This is a genomic window from Megasphaera sp. MJR8396C, assembly GCF_001546855.1.
GTDB lineage: Bacteria > Bacillota > Negativicutes > Veillonellales > Megasphaeraceae > Megasphaera.
Map to the genome: position 1 here is coordinate 1 of NZ_KQ958196.1, position 20,280 is coordinate 20,280.

4 protein-coding genes are annotated in these 20,280 nt (G+C 47.2%); all 4 read left to right on the forward strand.

The features are described 5' to 3' along the window. Nucleotides 1-396: 396 nt before the first annotated feature. The 4 genes from HMPREF3201_RS11430 (at nt 397) to HMPREF3201_RS11650 (ending at nt 19,986) form a co-directional block, all read left to right on the forward strand. Complete coding sequence (locus tag HMPREF3201_RS11430) at nt 397-2,832, forward strand: ESPR-type extended signal peptide-containing protein (RefSeq protein ID WP_072272049.1); 2,436 nt, start codon at nt 397-399, stop codon at nt 2,830-2,832. Nucleotides 2,833-3,117: 285 nt separating this feature from the next. Then, nucleotides 3,118-9,888, forward strand: a complete 6,771-nt coding sequence (locus HMPREF3201_RS11790; protein WP_062412454.1) for an ESPR-type extended signal peptide-containing protein — start codon at nt 3,118-3,120, stop codon at nt 9,886-9,888. A gap of 463 nt (nt 9,889-10,351) precedes the next feature. Further along, a complete protein-coding gene (locus tag HMPREF3201_RS07415; protein ID WP_062412455.1) occupies nt 10,352-15,889 on the forward strand; it encodes an ESPR-type extended signal peptide-containing protein in 5,538 nt (1,845 codons plus the stop codon). A gap of 305 nt (nt 15,890-16,194) precedes the next feature. Beyond that, entirely contained in the window at nt 16,195-19,986 is a 3,792-nt protein-coding gene (locus HMPREF3201_RS11650; RefSeq protein WP_062412456.1) for an ESPR-type extended signal peptide-containing protein, read from the forward strand. The last annotated feature ends 294 nt before the right edge of the window (nt 19,987-20,280 follow it).

Genomic DNA, 20,280 nt, shown 5'->3' on the forward strand with positions numbered 1-20,280 from the left:
TGGGGGGAGGCCCCCTGGGAGGATAGGAAGTCGCTGATTAATAAAGAGAGAAGCACTTCGATAATGGAGTGCTTCTTTTTTCTATATAACATCTAAGCAAGAGGGTCCTTCTCTAGAGAGGGGCCCTTTTTCTGATTGGTAGGAACTAAATAAATATTTGAAATACATATAAAACACATGAATCGTTGACAAAAATAGTAATAATCTATAGAATGAAAATCGAACAGATGTATGATGCTGATAATTTATAAATTATCAGCATTACATCTAACAATTGGAAAAGTAAAGAAGGTGGTAATCAATAACGGCAGCTGGAGCTGTGGAAAAGATAACTTCTAAATTTTATCATACATTTTCTTTTTATATTTTTGGATTAAAGAATACAGGAGGAAAAGCATGAATCAGATTTATAAAGTTATTTGGAGCAAAGTGAAGCATTGCTGTATCGTCGTATCTGAATTGGCAAAAAGAGACGGAAAAGTTATATCGACGCGGTCACGGAGAGGGAAACAACTGGCGGCATCTCTTGCAGTAATGGCCCTTTGTGCCGGCATAGTGCCTGGTGTCATGGCAGCAGATGATGGCTCGGATACAGGCTGGAAGCTGGGCGTTGATAGAAGTGTATATTCAACAACTACTGAAAATGAAGCAACCGCGACAGGAAAGACGGCATTGATTACTGACGGTACGACCGTTAATTTATTGGCCGGTAGGGGCATTAAGTTGACCCAATACGGAACATCTATAGACATTGGCCTTAAGTTTATCGATATGAATCCGGGTGGCTTCCCGTATAATGATGCTAAGGCAACTGGGGCAGCTTCTCTGGCCATCGGTCAGAATAGTGTGGCAGATAAACAACAGGGAACGGCTGTTGGTTGGAAATCCCATGCTGGGGAGAATGCCTTTGCAGGCGGCAGCGAATCTGATGCCGGTTTCAGTTCTGTCGCCATTGGCTATAATGCTAAAGCTACTTTAGATGGCTCGGTTGCTATCGGTACCGGTGTGCGAATTGATCCAAATAAGCCGGCTGGTGGGTATAAAAAGGTAGATAGTACTTTCTCCGTTGCCATTGGCGATAAAGCTTATGTAGGTGAGGACTCTACCGGTTCTAACGTTATTGGGCACTTAGCAGAAGTGGATACGTCGGAATATGCTGTGGTACTTGGGACTTCTGCAAAAGTAAACAAAATAGCAAATGGAATCGCTATTGGCTATAAAGCTAGTGTAACCACCGGCAGTACAGATGGTGGGGTCGCTATAGGCTCATATTCCGTAGCAAAAACAAGAGCTGGTCTTGCCGGCTATGATCCAGAGAAAAAGGATAGAAGCTCGGATAAATATGGTTTTTGGAAGTCCGGTCTTGGTGCCGTATCTGTTGGGGATCGTGGCAAGACTCGTCAGATTACACAAGTAGCAGCCGGGTCATATGATATGGACGCCGTTAACGTGGCACAGCTTAAATCATTAGGCAATAAGCTGACTGCTGATATACAGGCAGCAGCGTTGGCGGCCGGTGATAATATTGTTATAGATAAGGATACTACTACCGGTACGAATAAAGTACGTTTGGCAGATACGATTACATTAGGCAGTGATACAAATGCGGCTAATCAAGTAACCGTTGATGGCACAAAAGGCTTGGTAACTATTGGTGGTGCTGACGGCATCATAATGGGAAATCAGGAGGTTGCTCTCAAAAATGACGACGGTACCGATAAAGTTGATGCTGATGGCAATGTAGTTAAACAAAGCGGTAAATACATTACAGGTCTTAGTAATACGACTTGGGATGCCGACAATATCGTCGCAGATCGTGCCGCTACAGAAGGTCAGTTACAAGATATTATCGGTACTGAAATCGGTAAGATCAATGACAGTATAAAAAATACGAAACAGACCTTTGTCGGTGACAGTGGAACGAAGGTTGAAATCGGGACAACGGATACCTTAAGTCTTACCGGTGGTGCTGATACGGGCTCGTTGACGGACAAAAATATCGGCATTGTAAACAATGGTAAAGGCTTTAAAGTTCAATTATCGTCTAAACTTAACGGACTGGAAAGTGTCGACACGAAGACTTTAACGGCCAGCGACAGCATTACCGTTGGTTCCGGCGATACGACTACGGTCATTAGCGGCAATACGGTTGCGACCGGTTCTGTTACGACGGGCAATACGACGATCAGTAGCGACGGCCTGACGATTGCCGACGGTCCGTCTGTAACGAAAGATGGTATCGATGCTGGCGGTAAAGCTATTCACAACATCGGAGAAGCTACGGCAGCCACGGATGCTATCAATAAGGGAACCTTTGATACGGCGATTACCAATATCGGTTCCGGCATGAACCAACTCGGCAATCAGATCAACAAACTCGATAACCGCGTCGATCGCGTCGGTGCCGGTGCTGCAGCTTTGGCGGCTCTCCATCCGTTGGATTTTGATCCGACGTCTCGTTGGGAATTCTCGGCCGGTATCGGTAATTACCGCGGAGCTAATGCCGTTGCCGTCGGAGCTTTCTATCGCCCGAACTACAATACGATGGTCAGCATCGGCTCGTCCTACGGCGGTGGTGAAAACATGGTGAACGCCGGTGTAACCTTCCGGATTGGTGAAGGTGCAACTCAGACCTATACGTCGAAAGATGCCATGGCTCAGGAAATCACCAGCTTGAAATCCACCGTAGATCAGCAGAACAGCAAACTGTCTGAGCAGAACAATAAGATCGAAGCTCAGAACAGCAAGATTGAAGAACAGAGCCAGCAATTGGCTGAACAAAATAAGAAGATTGAACAACTGATGCAGGCTATTGCAGATTTGAAGAAATAAGCCTCTGATAGTTCTTACCATAAGATCGGGGTCCTCTCCTTTGAGAAGGCCCTGATTTTTATTTTCTTGAAACTTTATATATTCCCGAAAAACATATTGAAATCGTAATAAAAGGTAAGATTCTTAATTAATATGGATATAATAAGTGAAATTTATTGACAACTATATAAATACTATATAGAATAAATAACAAATAATAACAATTTATTAAATTTTTATATTTTATTTCATTGTTCGTTTCTTTTTATATTTTTTTTTCAACTAAAGAATACAGGAGGAAAAGACATGAATAGAATTTATAAAGTTATTTGGAGCAAAGTGCGGCATTGTTATGTTGTCGTATCTGAATTAGTAGGAACAGATCGGAAATCAGTAACGACTCGGTCGCGGATAAGTAAAACGATGGTAGTGTCTCTTACCGTGATGGCCCTTTGTGCCGGAATGACGTCAGGCGTCATGGCTGCCGATACGGCTACCGGGACGGGATCCGGTGTGGCATATGGTAAGGGCTCAAAGGCGCCTAATGCTGCCAGTGTTGCCGTTGGGAATAGTGCTAATGCATCGGGTGACTTTAGTATAGCTCTTGGTTTGCAGGCAGAGTCATCAGGTTATTTATCAATAGCACAGGGTTATGCGGCTCAAGCTAGTGGTTTACAATCGGTGGCTATAGGGTTACAGAGTCAAGCTACTAACGAAGCATCTGTTGCTCTTGGGCGATCGGTACAGGCTACGGGGCTTGCGTCGATTGGGATTGGTTTAAGCGGTGTGGCAGCCGGGAATGACTCGATTGTTATGGGGCGTGAGGCAACGGCAACGACTACGGCCGTTAATGGTATTGCTCTTGGCATCGGTTCTTATATCGGGGCTGAAGTGACTCCCGGTGGTCAACCATCCGTAGGTGTTCCGGATAACTCCTTAGACGTTACTGATGATGATACGTCTTCCGGGAAACCAAATCAAGATCATATGAACTCTATAGCTCTTGGTAATACAGCAAAAGCTTATGGATATCAGAATACGAGTTTGGGTGCCGGCGCTGAAACATATGACACTAACTCTTTAGCTGTTGGTGTGGCAGCTCATGCCAGAGGAAATTATGCGAGTGCCATTGGTAAGCAAGCCAGTGCCTATGGTTTAGAGTCTACGGCACTCGGTCATTGGGCGCGTGCTTATGGCGATAATACGATTGCAATAGGTTCGTATTCGATAACGAATACTTTAGATGGCACCGATTCTGTAAATAATGCTATTGCTATCGGGCAAAAAGCCCGCGTTGCTTCGAATAATTCTATTGCCTTAGGTCAGAATTCTTTAGCATATATTCCAACCGGTGTAGCTACTAAGGCGTATTTAACTGATGAAGCTTTTTCGGCAGACAATGGCATCGTATCAGTGGGGAATACGGAATATAAAATTGGCGATGATGCAGTAGCTGAAAACCGTCGCCGCATTACGAATGTGGCCGGTGGTGCCGATTCTTATGATGCAGTAAACGTAGCGCAGTTAAAAGCTGTAAATGATAAGGTTGATGACAACAAGATTAGCTTCTTCAGCGTAAAACCGAGTGGTTCCTTAGTAACCAGCAACGCCGATAATGAGGGTGCTACCGGTATCCATGCCATGGCCATTGGTATAGATGCTTCGGCTAGTGGCACAGAAGGGATTGCTATCGGTAAAGCCGCTGTATCAACTGGGGCTACATCCATTGCTATTGGTAAAAAAAGTAGTGCAGTGGGATCTACGTCGATAGCGATGGGGCATAATGCTTCAACAGCAGGTGCGAATGCCATTTCTATCGGTAATTATACAGAAGGTGCTGGTACTGCTGTTGCCTTAGGGCATTATGCTAAGGCGACTGCATCGCAAGGTGTTGCACTTGGGGCCTCTGCTAAGGCAGAAAAAGACAGTAGTGTCGCTATTGGGTATTTTGCTAAGGCAACGGATGGGGCAACAAATGGCGTCAGCATTGGTAGATCGGCGAGCGTTACCAAGTCTAATGGAGTAGCTTTAGGTTATATCTCTGTGGCAGACAGGGGAGGCAGTATTACCGGCTATAATCCGATGACTCAAACTGCGCCGTCAACGAATAATGCAGCAATTGCTCAAGCATGGGGATTTGCGGATGAATATAATGCTTTGAATACGCAACTCTCCGATACATCTTTGACAACGGAACAGAAGAATGCAATACGTTCACAAATTAATAAACTGATAAGTCCATATAAATCAGGTTATGGTGCTGTATCTGTTGGTACAACAGAATCGACTCGTCAAATTATAAATGTGGCGGCAGGTACTGAAGATAGCGATGCAGTAAACGTTGCTCAATTAAAAGCGTTATCTACTAAAATGGATAATGATAAAATCCAATATTTCTCTGTTAAATCTACGATAACCGGGAACCAAGATAATTCCGGTGCAACGGGTACGGATACAAGTGCTATTGGACCGAATGCCAAAGCTCGTTATACTGGTGGAATTGCTATTGGTAAAGATGCTTCAGCGGCGGCAGGATCTATGGCAGCGCTGGCTATTGGCTATGAAACGAGTGCAACCGGTGTAGCCTCTACTGCTTTAGGGGTACGTGCTAAAGCAACCGGCAGTTCTGTCACGGCAGTTGGCTTCGATTCTGTGATTAAAACGGCTTCAAGCGGCTCGGGGCGTACCGGCGATTACTCGGTAGCATTGGGGGTTAGCTCTCTTGTTGATGGTGGTAAGAGTGCTATTGCTATTGGTAACAATGCCTATGCGATTGATACGACACAAGCGACTGTAGTCGGTACGGGAGCTATGGTTTCGGCATTACCGCAAAACTCCGGTGATAAAATTGTCATTACTGACGGTTCCCAAGGAACTAAGACGATTACCAAGGATGATGATGGAGAATATGCCGTGGAATCTACGAAAGATACAGCAGACGCATTAAAATCAAGAAATGGTGAAGCTTACGGTGCAACCGCTCTTGGCAGTCGTGCAACGGCCCATAATCTTGGTGCAGTTGCTGTAGGTTTATATTCAACAGCAATTGGCGATACTTCGGTGGCTATCGGGAATAACTCGATGACACTTAAAGATAGTGCCGTTGCATTAGGCTCCGGAACGATTGCTTCCGCTGAAGATGCGCTTAGCTTAGGCAGCTATGCCAATGCCAGTAAAGATACGGCGGTTGCCTTAGGGGCCTATGCAAAAACTGACCGTGAAGCCGGTGAATTATTCGGTTATGTACCGGGCGTAACCGGTGATGCATTAACGCAGTTCCAGACGGATAATGCTGATTCTGTTACTTGGAATAGCAATCGCGGAGCTGTCAGTGTTGGTGTAAAAGGTAAAGAAACTCGACAGATTACCAACCTTGCTGCCGGTACCGAAGATACTGATGCGGTTAACGTGGCGCAGTTGAAGGCTGTAAATACTAAAGTTGACGCCAATAAGATTAGCTTCTTTAGTGTCAATCCTGAAGGTTTTGTCGTAAACAGCAATGAAGATAATAAAGGTGCAACAGGATCACATGCCATGGCGATTGGCATAGATGCGTCGGCTACCGGGCTTTTTGATACGGCCATTGGTAAAGGTGCTTTAGCAGGTGCCGGCGATGCTATCGCTATCGGTAGTAATAGTAAATCGACGGGAAGTATGGCCACTGCTATAGGTGAACGTTCAGAGGCAACGGCTTCAAGTGCTGTGGCACTCGGTTCGGCGGCTAATGCCTCCCAGAATTATGCGATTGCTATCGGTGGAGCTGCAAAAGCAAAAGATTATCAAACTGTTGCAATTGGTGCTTATGCTAACGCCTTGCTGGAGAATAGTATCGCGCTTGGTTATTTGGCAACAGCAGCAGATAACGCTTACGAAGGTGTTGCTATTGGGCGAAGTGCCAATGTTACATTGGCAAACGGAGTCGCTTTAGGTTCATATTCCGTTACGGATCGAGATGGCAATTATCTTGGGTATGATCCGACTGTCGGTGGAGATTTTGTTTTTACATCCGAAATGCAAGCGGCACTAGACGCTGCAAATGCCGCGATTTATGAACGAAATCAAAATCCGACGCCGGAAAATGATCAAAAAGCTTTAGATGCTATGAAACAATATCGTGTGTTGGTGGCACCATGGATATCCGGTACGAGTGCGTTATCTATCGGTAATAATGAAGAAGGTCTTACTCGCCAAATTACCAACGTGGCAGCCGGATCTACTGATACAGATGCGGTAAATGTCGCTCAGCTTAAAGCCGCCAAAGTAGAAGTCCTCGCCGGTAAAAATATTAGTAGCATAGATAAAGATACGAGTGAGGGATATACTCGATATACTGTTAATGCGAAGGATACGATAACTGATAGTGCTGCATTAAACGGCGATACAATTACGTTTACACGTAATGACGGTACGACCTATACGGTAAGTGGTATAGCTTCGACGAGTGCTTTGGATACTAATAAAACACGTTACTTCTCGGTAAATTCTACTGAAGCTGCAAACAGAAATAATGATGGGGCCACAGGGGCTGGTGCTTTAGCTGCCGGTGTTAATGCTAAAGCTACTAAGACAGCTGATACAGCTATTGGTAATGGAGCGAGTGCGTCAGGCGGCTGGAGTATTGCCGCTGGGGCTGGAAGTAACGCTTCTGGTACAGTTGCTGTAGCTATGGGATATGGTGCTACAGCAGCTGCCAATCAAGCGGTGGCAATTGGTTATGCTGCAAAAGTAACTAGAAATGATTCTGTAGCTATTGGTCGTGAAACAGAAGCAAATGAAGCAAATACAGTAGCTATTGGTCTTCAAACAAAGGCGAACGGTAATCAGAGTATTGCCTTGGGGTATGGGGCACTTACAGAAAGCACGGCTAACAATGGGGTGGCCATGGGTGTAAATGCTTATATCGGGCCTAAACGGACAACTGATCCTGAACAAGGCGTACCAGGAAACAGCACCTCTATTGTAGATGATGATACGGTGATTGCTCCAGAAAAAGCACAAATGAACTCCGTTGCTATCGGTAATGCAGCTAAAGCCTTTGGTTATCAGAATACAGCTTTGGGTGCCGGTGCTGAAGCGCATGATACCAATAGCTTGGCCGTTGGTATTATGGCCATCGGTAAAGGCAACTATGCAACGGCCCTAGGAAAACAGGCTTATGCCAATGGCAAAGAAGCGACAGCGCTTGGTCACTGGGCTCGAGCATATGGCGATAATGCCATTGCTATTGGTTCCTACGCGATTACCAATACCTTAGATGGTACAGGTACTGTAAGTAACGGTGTTGCTATTGGTCAGAAGGCTCGTGCTGCATCGGATAACTCTGTCGCTTTGGGCCAAAATTCCTTGGCATATATTCCTGATAGCGTAAAAACGGAAGCTTACTTAACCAATGAAGCGTTTACAGCTGCAAATGGTGTTGTTTCCGTAGGGAATACCGAATATACCATTGGTGATGATACAGTAGCGGCTAATCGACGTCGTATTACGAACGTAGCTGGTGGCGCTGATGATTACGATGCCGTCAACGTGGCTCAGCTTAAGGCCTTGTCAACGAAGTTGACTCAAGACGCTACGGACAGTAAACTGTCTTCCGGTAAGAATATTACGATTAATACGACGACCGATGACAATGGTGTAAAGACCAATACCATCGATCTGAATGATACGATTACTTTGAATAGCACAGATGCTCCTGGTCAGCAGGTAACGGTTGACGGCAAAACCTCTTCGATTACGGCAGGAACCGGAGACAATCAGGTCATTGTCAACGGCGGCAACGCTACGATTACGGCTGGTACTGAGGAGAATCAAGTAACTGTTGATGGCTCTAAAGGCCAGGTTGTCGTCGGTGGAAGCAATGGCATTGTCGTTGGTAAACAAGCTGATACAGCTACCGATAAAGACGGCAATGTAATTAATCCGGATAAGACTGGCAATTATATTACCGGTCTCGAAAATACGACATGGAATCCGGCAGAAAATGGTATCGTTGAAAACCGTGCTGCTACCGAAGGTCAACTGCGTGATGCGGTGAATAGTATCAGCACTGAAATCGGCGACATCAATACTGATATCGAAGCTATTCAAAATGCTAAACGTGATTTTATTAGCGACACCGGAACTAAAATCGAAGTTGGCAATGCTGAAACTTTAAGCATCAAAGGCGGTGCCGATGCAGATTCCTTAACTGGAAATAATATCGGTGTTGTAAACGATGGCACTAAAGGTTTTAGAGTGAAGTTATCGTCTAAACTTTCCAATCTTGACAGTGTATCCACGAAGACCTTAACAGCTAGCGACAGCATTACTGTTGGTTCCGGCGACACGACGACGGTCATCAGCGGTGATACGGTTACGACTGGTTCAGTGACGACGGGCAATACGACCATGAACAATGATGGTCTTACGATTAAGGATGGTCCGTCTATCACGGCAGATGGCATTGATGCGGGCGGTAAAACTATTTCCAATGTTGGAGAGGCTAAGAATCCGACGGATGCCATTAATAAGAGTACCTTTGATAACACGGTTGCCAACATCGGTTCCGGCATGAATCAACTCGGCAATCAGATCAACAAGCTCGATAACCGCGTCGACCGCGTCGGTGCCGGTGCGGCAGCTTTGGCAGCTCTTCATCCTTTGGAATACGATCCTAATACCCGTTGGGAAGTTTCGGCCGGTATCGGCAACTACCGCGGTGCGAATGCCGTAGCTGTCGGCGCCTTCTATCGTCCGAACTACGACACGATGATCAGCATCGGCTCGTCTTACGGCGGCGGTGAAAACATGGTCAATGCCGGCGTGACCTGGCGAATTGGTGAAGGTACGACGAAGGCTTACCCGTCGAAAGATGCTATGGCCCAGGAAATCGACAGCTTGAGATCCGTTGTGGATGACCAGAATAACAAACTGGCCGCACAAAACTCCGAGTTGGCAGCGCAGAATACCAAGATTGAATCTCAGAGCGAACAACTGGCCGCTCAGACCGATGAACTCAAAGCTCAGCGTCAGCAATTGGATGAACAGAGCAAGCAGATTGAACAACTGATGCAGGCCATTGCGGAATTGAAAAAATAGAATAACCCGAGTATCGTGTAAACGCGATATCGCAGCAGAAGGGCCCTCTTTTCAGAGGGTCTTTTTGTGGCAATTTTCAAGTTTTCAAAGAGACATTTGTAAAGAAAAATTAAAATATGATAATTTTGAAATAGGCAATATCGATTTGTAATGGAAACTTAGTATTTATTTTATTGACAAAATTTAGAACAATATATTAGAATTACACCATAAAAGTACACATTAATGACTACCTGTTTTAAAGTTGGAGTATATAGGTCAAATTAAAACGATACCAACGTAAAAGGCAGTATATGGAGGGGATAGCTGAGAAGGGGCTATGTAAAAAAATAGTATATGTCTGAAGTAAAGATGTATAGGTGAAGACCGGAAAGGCTGGTCTGCCAATTTTTAAACCGTAACATTATGACTGTTTTTTGTCGTTCGTGTATTTTAATTATCCGCGCTATTGGGGGAAATGAATATGAACAAAATTTACAAAGTTGTTTGGAGTAAAGTAAAGAACTGCTACGTTGTAGTTTCTGAAATCGCAAAGAGTCACAGCAAGCCTGTGTCGAGCGGCTCGCGTCAGTACGTTTCGGCAGCGGCCGTATTAGCTGCTTTTGCCATCTTCTCTGTTTCGAACGTTGCTACCGTTCAAGCTGCCGATATTATACAAGGCGATGGGGCGAAAACCAGCAATTATGTTAATCAGGTAGGTAGTATTGCTATCGGCAATAATGCCTATGTAGAAAATATGTATGGAACACAGGAAAAGACCTTTACCTTTGGTCAGACTGATTTAACGCAGTTGGCCGCCGGCATTGCCATCGGTCAGAATACCTATGCCCGTTCCGGCAGCGTCATGATTGGCGACCATAAATATGTGGGAGCACTTGGTGATGTAACTGTTGACGGTTCTTCTAATACCGGTGTAAGAGCGAAGTCTTTGTATATTAACTCTACAACCCTGGGTGCTAATGCTTACAACTCCGGATCTTTCTCCACTGTAAATGGCGCTTACTCTATTGCGAGTTCAGACTACCAAGGCTTGGGAGGCTTTGCCGGTATTTTTGATGCATTAAAAGCTACGAAAAACTTCGGTGCTAACATTTACGGCTCTTTGAACAGCATTGAATCGGCTACATCCTCCTCTAATTATTCCGGTATTGCCAGCAGCGTCATCGGTACGGCCAATAGAACGGCCAACTCCAATGGTGCGTTAATCTTTGGTGCCGGCAATGAAATTACCAACTCGATCACTTCTATTTCCGCGCCTTCCAGCGGTGGTGCGTCTGCCCAAGAATTGCAACAAACTTTGATGACTAGCATTAAAAATTCTCAGAGTGGTGGTGCTACGCTTGCTATCGGTGGCGGCAATAAGGCTGACTATACTCAGAAAACTTCTATTATCGGTGTCAACAACACTGTTACCGGTACCAGCAGCAACATTAGCCAGTACAACTCCGTAACCGGCTTTAACAATACGGCGACGAATGTAGATAACACTATTGTATTGGGTACGAACAGAACCTTATCTGAGTTGTCTGATACAGTTGTAATCGGTTCTGCAAAAGCCGCGACAGAAACGACAGCTAGTAATGCTGTTGCTATCGGCAGCAATGCCAACGCAACCGTTGACGGCGGCGTCGCCTTAGGCTCCGATTCTGTAGCCAGTGTTGCTTCCGGTGTGGCCGGCTATGACCCCAATACGAAAGTCGCCTCCACGACTGACTCCGCAACCTGGAAATCGACCTTAGCTGCTGTTTCTGTCGGCGTTCCGACTGACGGCGGCGCTGCTACGGCAACTCGTCAGATTACCGGTGTTGCAGCCGGTATGCAGGATACGGATGCGGTCAACGTCGCCCAGCTCAAGGCCTCCAAAGTCACTTTGGAACAAGGCGAAAACGTAACCATTACTTCTGCTACGGAAACAGATGGCTCCACGACCTATACCATTAAAGCGACCGATACCAACACGACCTTGGCCAGCGGTACCGTTTCTTATACCGACGGTGACGGAACCTTGGTTTTGACCGACTCGGCAGGCAATAACGTTACCGTAAGCGGTCTTAAAAACACCTACGTAACCAGCGCAGCCTTGAGCGGCAATACCTTGACCCTTACCCGTAATGACGGTGGCACGGTTACCGTTGATGGTATCGCATCCAGCACAGATATTACCAACCTTACCAATACGGTAAATGCTAATAAAACACATTTCTACAGTGTAAATTCTACCTCTACTACAGCAGGTAACTATAATAATGATGGTGCTAAAGGTGCAAATGCCTTGGCAGCCGGTGTAGGCGCTGTAGCTAATACACAAAACTCTATTGCTATCGGGAATAGTGCTCAGATCTTAGGTAATGGCGGCAATTCTACCGGTACAAGCAGTATTGCTATTGGCGATAAAGCAGTCGTTACTACCAATGGTCTTGATTTGACAAGTATTGCTATCGGTAAAAATGCAGTTGTATTGAACGGTAGTGGGAAACAGGATAAAGCCTTGAGCTTCACCCCGGACAACTATGCTTCCGGTAGTGATCTTCCGATTAATGCCGATGTATCTCCGGGCGGTATTGCCATCGGGACCAACGCCTATGCTCGTACGGCAAGCGTTCAGATTGGTAACCATACGATGAAAGGCTACACCATGGGCGGTTCTGAAATTACCGATCAGTCCCAGGCAAACCTCGTAGGCATGACGACTATCGGCTCCAACTCCTACAATAAAGGCGCTATGGGCAGCATGTTAGGGGCTTACTCCGTTATGACCGGTGACTTTACCGGTGCCGGCGGTTTCAACAGCTTGCTCTATGGTTCTCAAAACTTCGGTGCCAATGTAGTCGGTTCTTTGAACAGCATTCGTTCTGCCGGTTATAGTGGCAATAGTGGTATTGCAAACAGCATTGTAGGTATTGCTAATATTACTGAAAATGCTAACGGTGCCTTGATTTACGGTGCAGGCAATAAGATTACTAACTCGGTTCAATCCATCAGCGGCGTTGATACATTGACCAGCAACTTAACCGTTGATGACATGGTTGATACATTGCGTACCGGTATTCAAAGCTCTAATGGTGGTGGTTCCACTATGGCTATCGGTGGCGGTAACACGGCTGACTACACACAGAATACGGCTATTATCGGTGTAAACAACACGGTTAGCGGCGTAAGAGGAAATACGGCTCGGTACAACTCTGTTACCGGCTATGGCAACACGGCAACCAACGTAGATAATGTAACGGTAACCGGTATCAATAATACCGTAGCTGATACGACAACCGCTGTTGTAATTGGTGATAGACGCTCCTTGACCGGCGCTAATAAGACGGTTGTTTTAGGTTCTGCTGATGCAACGATGGCGACAACCGCTAAAAATGCAGTTATTTTAGGTAACAATGCTAACGCAACTGTAGATGATGGCGTAGCCTTGGGCTCCGGCTCCGAAGCCAGCGTAGCAGCAGGCGTTGCCGGCTATGATGTAGTAAACAAAGCTGCATCGACAGATACTTCCGCTACTTGGACATCCACTTTAGCAGCTGTGTCGGTCGGTGTTCCGACGGACGGCGGCGCTGCAACGGCAACTCGCCAGATTACCGGTGTTGCTGCCGGTATGCAGGATACGGACGCCGTCAACGTAGCTCAGCTCAAACAGGTTGCGGCAGCTGCTGAAGATGCAGGCAACACCACCCTGAACTTCACTGGTGATGACGCCACCGCTACGATTGCTCGCGGCAATGGTCAGACCTTGAACATTACTGGTGGGGCTACTGAATTTACAACGGCAGACAACATCGGCGTCGTCAAAGACGGCGACAATGCCTTGAAAGTCAAGTTGGCCAAGGACCTCACCATGGCTGATGGCAGCATCGCCTTCGATAACGACGTTAAATTGTCCAGCGCAGGCCTGAGCAACGGCGGTCAGAAGATTACCAATGTTGCAGCCGGCGAAGCGGACACCGATGCCGTCAACGTATCACAGCTCAAGGGCAGCACTATTAAATCCGGCACGGCAACCTATGCTGATAACGGCACCGGCTCCATGACCTTAACCATGGAAAATGGTGATACCGTCACAGTCAGTGGCTTGCAGGATAAATACATCAACGGCGCATCCCTGGCTAATAATACCTTGACCATTACCCGTAATGACGGCACAAACTTCACGGTTGATAACATTGCCACTATGGACGATATTTCCGGTCAAGTAGGCAATGTAGCCTTGAACTTTGCCGGTGACGACTCTACGGCTAAGGTTACGACGAAAAATAACGGCACCCTCAACATTACTGGTGGGGCTGCCAGCGACAACCTGTCCGATAACAACATCGGCGTTGTAAAATCTGGCGACGATACCTTACAGGTTAAGTTGTCGAAAGACTTGAACGGTCTGAACAGTGTCCGCGTCGGTGGTTCTGCAGCCGGTGAAGGAATTTACATTGCCAACCAGACGGTAGCCAACACCAATGGCGGCTCTGAAACGGGCAACTACATCACCGGGTTAAGCAACATCACTTGGAATCCGGAAACCAACGGTTATGTCAGCGGCCGTGCAGCTACGGAAGATCAGTTGAAATCCGTTTACGACACGATTAACTCAAATGTCGCTGCCAACAAAGTAGTAGCCGGTAAAAATATCACCGTCACTGAACTCGCTAACGGCGCCGGTACTCAGGTTGCCTTGGCTGATGACGTTACCCTTGGTGATGCAGCCGGCAACAATGTCGCTATGAGCGGCACCAACGGTACCATCACTGCCGGCGATGGCGGCTCCAATAAAGTGGCTATTGATGGCACTAACTCCACGATCACAGCCGGTACCGGCGACGGTAAAGTCACGGTGGACGGCAACAACGGTCTGGTCACCGTCGGTGATGCCACTAAGGGCGCTGTTTCCATCGGAAACCAAACCGTAGAAGGTACTAAAACGGACGGCACGACGGATTCCCAGAGCGGTAAATACGTTACCGGTCTCGACAACACGAAATGGGATCCTGCTAACACCGGTATCGTTGAAGACCGGGCTGCTACGGAAGGTCAGCTGAAAGACGTCGCCGACAGCATCTCCAAACAGATCAGCGACATCGACACAGCCGTTAAATCTTCCAGCCGCGTATTCGAAAGTGACAGCGGTGCCGATAATCAGGTAACCCGGAAGAACACCGATCCGATGAAGCTCAAAGGCGGCGCTGATGCCAACAACCTCTCTGACAACAACATCGGCGTCGTCAACAACAGCGACGGTACAGGCTTCGACATCAAGTTGTCTAAAGATCTCAAAGATCTGAACAGCATCGAAGTAAACAACAAGATTACCGTTGGTACCGGTGACAACCAGACGACCATCGAAGGCAATACGGTAAACACCGGTTCCGTAACGACGGGCAACACGACTATCAACAACGATGGCCTGAAGATTGTAAACGAAGATTCGTCGAAGAACATCACCATCCAGAACAACAATGTAAACATGGGTGGCAACAAGGTTCAAAACGTCGGCGATGCTACGGAAGCAACGGATGCGATAAACAAAGGCCAGTTCGACCGCGCCATCAATAACATCGGCACGGGTATGAATGAAATGAACAACCGTATCGGCAACCTCGATCGTCGCGTCGATCGCGTCGGTGCCGGTGCCGCTGCCCTGGCAGCTCTCCATCCGCTGGAATTCAGCCCGGAAGCTAAATGGGACATCTCGGCCGGTATCGGTAACTACCGCGGCGCCAGCGCCGTTGCCATCGGTGCCTTCTATCGCCCGAACGTCAACACCTTGGTCAGCATCGGCTCCTCCTATGGCGGTGGTGAAAACATGATCAACGCTGGCGTAACCTTCCGAATCGGCGATGGCGAAACGATCAACTACCCGTCCAAGAAAGTTATGGCACAAAAGATTACGGATTTAGAATCGGTTGTATCTCAGCAGAACGATAAAATTGAAGCACAAAGTGAACAACTTAATGAGCAGAATAAAAAGATTGAAGAATTAATGGCGGCTGTAGCAGCCTTAACGAAATAAGTCGTCGGAAAATCTTCAACGGCATAAACAAGCCGAGCGAGGCTCCTCTCTTGCGGGGAGCCTCGTTTTTTATTTGTTAAAGAAATAAAACCTAATGGACTAAATCCCCGAGTTATAACTGTGATGCAATGTACAATTCGTTTTGGATATGAATTCTCCAAAATGCATTATTGACAAATTCTGTCGACTTAGTGTAAAATCAAGAAAACTAAGAAATACAAGTTCTTAACTATTTAGAAAACTCGATTAGATAACAAATTAGGAAAATATGGGATTTATGTTCTTTTTATAAAGGAGATTTGGATATGAACAAACAATATAAGGTCATCTGGAGCAAGGTAAAAAACAGCTATGTCGTCGTATCGGAATTAGCGAAGAGAAGCGGTAAGGCTGTATCGATTAAATCGCAGCCCGCTCAGACGTTAGCGGCTGTTCTTACAGTCCTGGCCCTTTCCATGGGTGTGACCGGTCTTGCTGGTGCGGCTGATACCGCAACGGGTACCGGCAATGGTGTAGCTTACGGTACTTCTTCCGAAGCAACCGCTGCAGCTAATACCGCAGTAGGAAATACGGCCAAAGCGACCGGCTCTAATGCTACGGCTATTGGTAATACGGCAACAGCTTCCGGTTCCAGCAGTGAAGCTATTGGTAATGGTGCTACCGCGTCCGGGCCTTCCGCTATCGCTCTCGGTAACGGTGCTACTGCTTCTTCATCTAACAGTGCTGCTATTGGTAATGGCGCTCAGGCAACGGCTAATTATGCCTATGCGTTAGGTAGCAGTGCGACTGCGTCCGGCAGATATTCCACTGCCATCGGTAATACTGCACAAGCAACAGGCCACTATTCTATTGCTAATGGTTATGGATCCCAAGCTACCGCCTATTATGCAGTCGCTACCGGTTTTCAGGCTAAAGCAACGTCCTCCAATGCAGCTGCTTATGGTAACGCTGCTACAGCCTCGGCGGCTAACTCTTTGGCATTAGGGAATAGTGCGACTGCTAAATCCAGTAATTCCGTTGCCTTAGGTTCGAACTCCTTAGCCGATACTACCGGTGTAGCGACTACCGGTTATTTGACAAACGAAGCGTTCAAGGCAAGCAATGGTGTCGTATCCGTAGGTAATGCTTCTTATACCGATGCAAGTGGCAATACGGTAGCTGAAAACCGTCGTCGTATCACCAACCTTGCAGCCGGTGCTGACGATTATGATGCTGTAAATGTGGCTCAGCTCAAAGCTTTGGAAAGCAATGTAAACTCCGATATTAGCGATGTAAACACTAATATTAGTACTATAAACTCTAATATTAGCACTTTGAACACCAGCCTTAACACCTTGAGTGCTACTGTTGATGCTAATAAAATCTCCTATGTTTCCGTAAATTCTACATTAACCGGCAACAAAAATAATGACGGTGCTACGGGAACTAATTCTGTCGCGATTGGTGGGGCTTCTAAAGCCGCCGGTAATTTAGCTACCGCTTTGGGTGCTTACACCACCGCCAGTGCTGAACGTGCTGTAGCTCTTGGTAACCAAGCATCTGCTACGGGGACGAGTGCCATCTCTATCGGTAACCGTTCCAGTGCAACCGATGCAGGCTCTGTTGCCATCGGTTCTACTTCTCAGGCAGCTAAAGGCGGCGTAGCCCTCGGTATTGAGTCTAAAGCAACGGCTTCTTCGTCCATGGCTTTGGGTCAAAACTCTTCGGCCACTGAGTATCTTTCTATGGCCCTTGGTAATTTCTCTTCTGCATCTGCCAATAATGCTATGGCTATGGGGTATTTGGCGAAAGCTAAAAGTGGCAGCTCTACGGCTATCGGTAGCCGTGCCGAAACAAATGGTCTTTACTCCCTTGCTATCGGTGACCGTGCTTATGTAGGTGGCGTAAACTCCGGTGACGGTTCCAGCGCTGACGTTTCTGTTCCAAACGAACGTAAAAACACTGTTAGTGAAGAACGGATGACCAATCCTCTTGAAAGTGATCAATACGCTTTCGCTATGGCTATGGGTACCGACGCCAAGGCTTACGGCTACCAGACGACGGCGATTGGCGGCGGCGCTGAAGCGTACGACACCAATACCTTGGCAGTCGGCTTCACAGCGCGTGCCAAAGGTCATTTCTCCAGCGCTATCGGCAGCCAGGCTTCCACTAGCGGCAAATATGCAACAGCCTTAGGCTTCTTGTCCAACGCATCGGCTGAATCGGCCAGCGCTTTGGGCGATCAGACGACGGCTAATATTGCCGGCGGTGTAGCCCTTGGCAGCAAATCCAAAACTAACATTGGCTCCGGTGTGATCGGCTACGATCCGAGCGGTACGATTACCTCTCAGGCCGATATCCTGGGCAGCAACCAGTCTACGTACACCCAGCTTCAGTCCGATATCGCTACGGCACAAGCTAATGTAGAGTCCTTGTCCAGCGAAGTCGTTGCCTTACAGACGGCAAAGAACACGGCTACCGGCGCTGACTTGACGTCTATTAATTCGCAGATTACTGCCAAAGAAGCAGAACTCGCTACGGCTCGTACTACCTTAGCCAGCCTTCAGGCTCAATCCAACGCCCTTGTTTCCACTTGGCAGTCTACGGCAGCTGCTGTATCCGTCGGTAACAGCGAAACGGGTCTCACCCGTCAGATTACCAACGTAGCAGCCGGTACGTTAGATACCGATGCTGTAAACGTAGCTCAGCTTAAAGCCTTGTCGACGAAATTGAGTGATGATGTAACGGCCATTACCTTGACGTCCGGTAAAAATATTACCGTAGCTGACGACAATACGATTAATTTGAACGACACCTTTACGGTAAATAGTGCTACTGATACAACCCAGCAGGTAACCGTTGACGGCACGACCTCGACTATTACGGCAGGTACCGATGCCAACCAGGTCACGGTAAACGGCGGCAATGCCACCATTACGGCCGGCACTGGCTCCAACCAGGTAACGGTCGACGGCTCCAACGGCCAGGTCGTCATCGGCGACGCAGCTAACGGCGGTATCGTTATGGGCAACCAGGACGTTACGACCACCAACGGTTCGACTGAAAGCGGTCAGTATATTACCGGTCTCGACAATACGACTTGGGATCCGAACAACTACGTAGCCGATCGTGCAGCCACGGAAGGCCAGTTGGCTCAGCTTGCAGGCAACATCAGCGATATCAACACCAGCATCGGTGAAATCAACAATTCTAAACGCAGCTTCGTCAGTGATTCTGGTGAAAAAATTGAACTCGGTAAAGACGACACCTTGAACCTCAAAGGCGGCGCTGATACCTCCAGCTTGACGGAAGGCAACATCGGTGTTGTAAACAACGAAGCCGGCAACGGTTTTGACATTAAGTTGTCCTCGAAACTCTCCGGTCTTGATAGTGTAGACACCAAGACCCTGACGGCCAGCGACAGCATTACCGTAGGCTCCGGCAATACCACAACGTCCATTACCGGTGACACGGTCACGACGACGACAGTCAAAACCGGCAACACGACGGTCAATAACAGCGGTGTAACCATTGCTGCAACCGATTCGTCCAAATCGGATATCAAACTTACCAACGATACGATCAGCATGGGCGGCAACCAGGTACATAACGTAGCTGCCGGTACAGCTGATACGGATGCTGTAAACGTCAGCCAGTTGAACAACGTCGTTACCAATATCGGCAATGGCATGGGCGAAATGAATAACCGCATCAACCGCCTCGACGATCGCGTCGATCGCGTCGGTGCCGGTGCAGCCGCCTTGGCAGCCCTCCATCCCTTGGACTTCGATCCCGATTCCCGTTGGGAAGTTGCAGCCGGTGTCGGTAACTACCGCGGTGCCAGCGCTGTCGCAGTCGGTGCCTTCTATCGCCCGAATAACGATACCATGTTCAGCATCGGTTCGTCCTACGGCGGCGGTGAAAATATGGTCAATGCCGGCGTAACCTGGAGAATCGGCCAGGGCGAAACGAAGACCTACTCGTCCAAGAAAGCCATGGCACAAGAAATTGACAGCTTGAAATCTGTCGTATCTCAGCAGAACAGCAAACTCGAAGCACAGGACCAGAAGATTGAAGAATTGATGGCCGCTGTTGCAGAATTAACCAAAAATAAATAAGTGTTCATGTCCATCTAAAGATGGCCTCCGGAACACCGGAATCCCTTAGAATATAGGGGTTCCGGTGTTTTTTTTTGTTGTGTTGTGAAATTTAATTATTTTATTCGAAATATAAAATTTTCGGTGAACGAAATGAGTATATATATCGGAAACCACAATAACCGGGTCAATTGTATCGATGAACCCCCAATTTATTTTATCGTCTAATTAAAATGATCTAATGAAAAAAACGGATCCATTAAAGTCTATTATAGCTCAATGTAGTGGCGATTTTGCGTCATAAAATATAAAAAA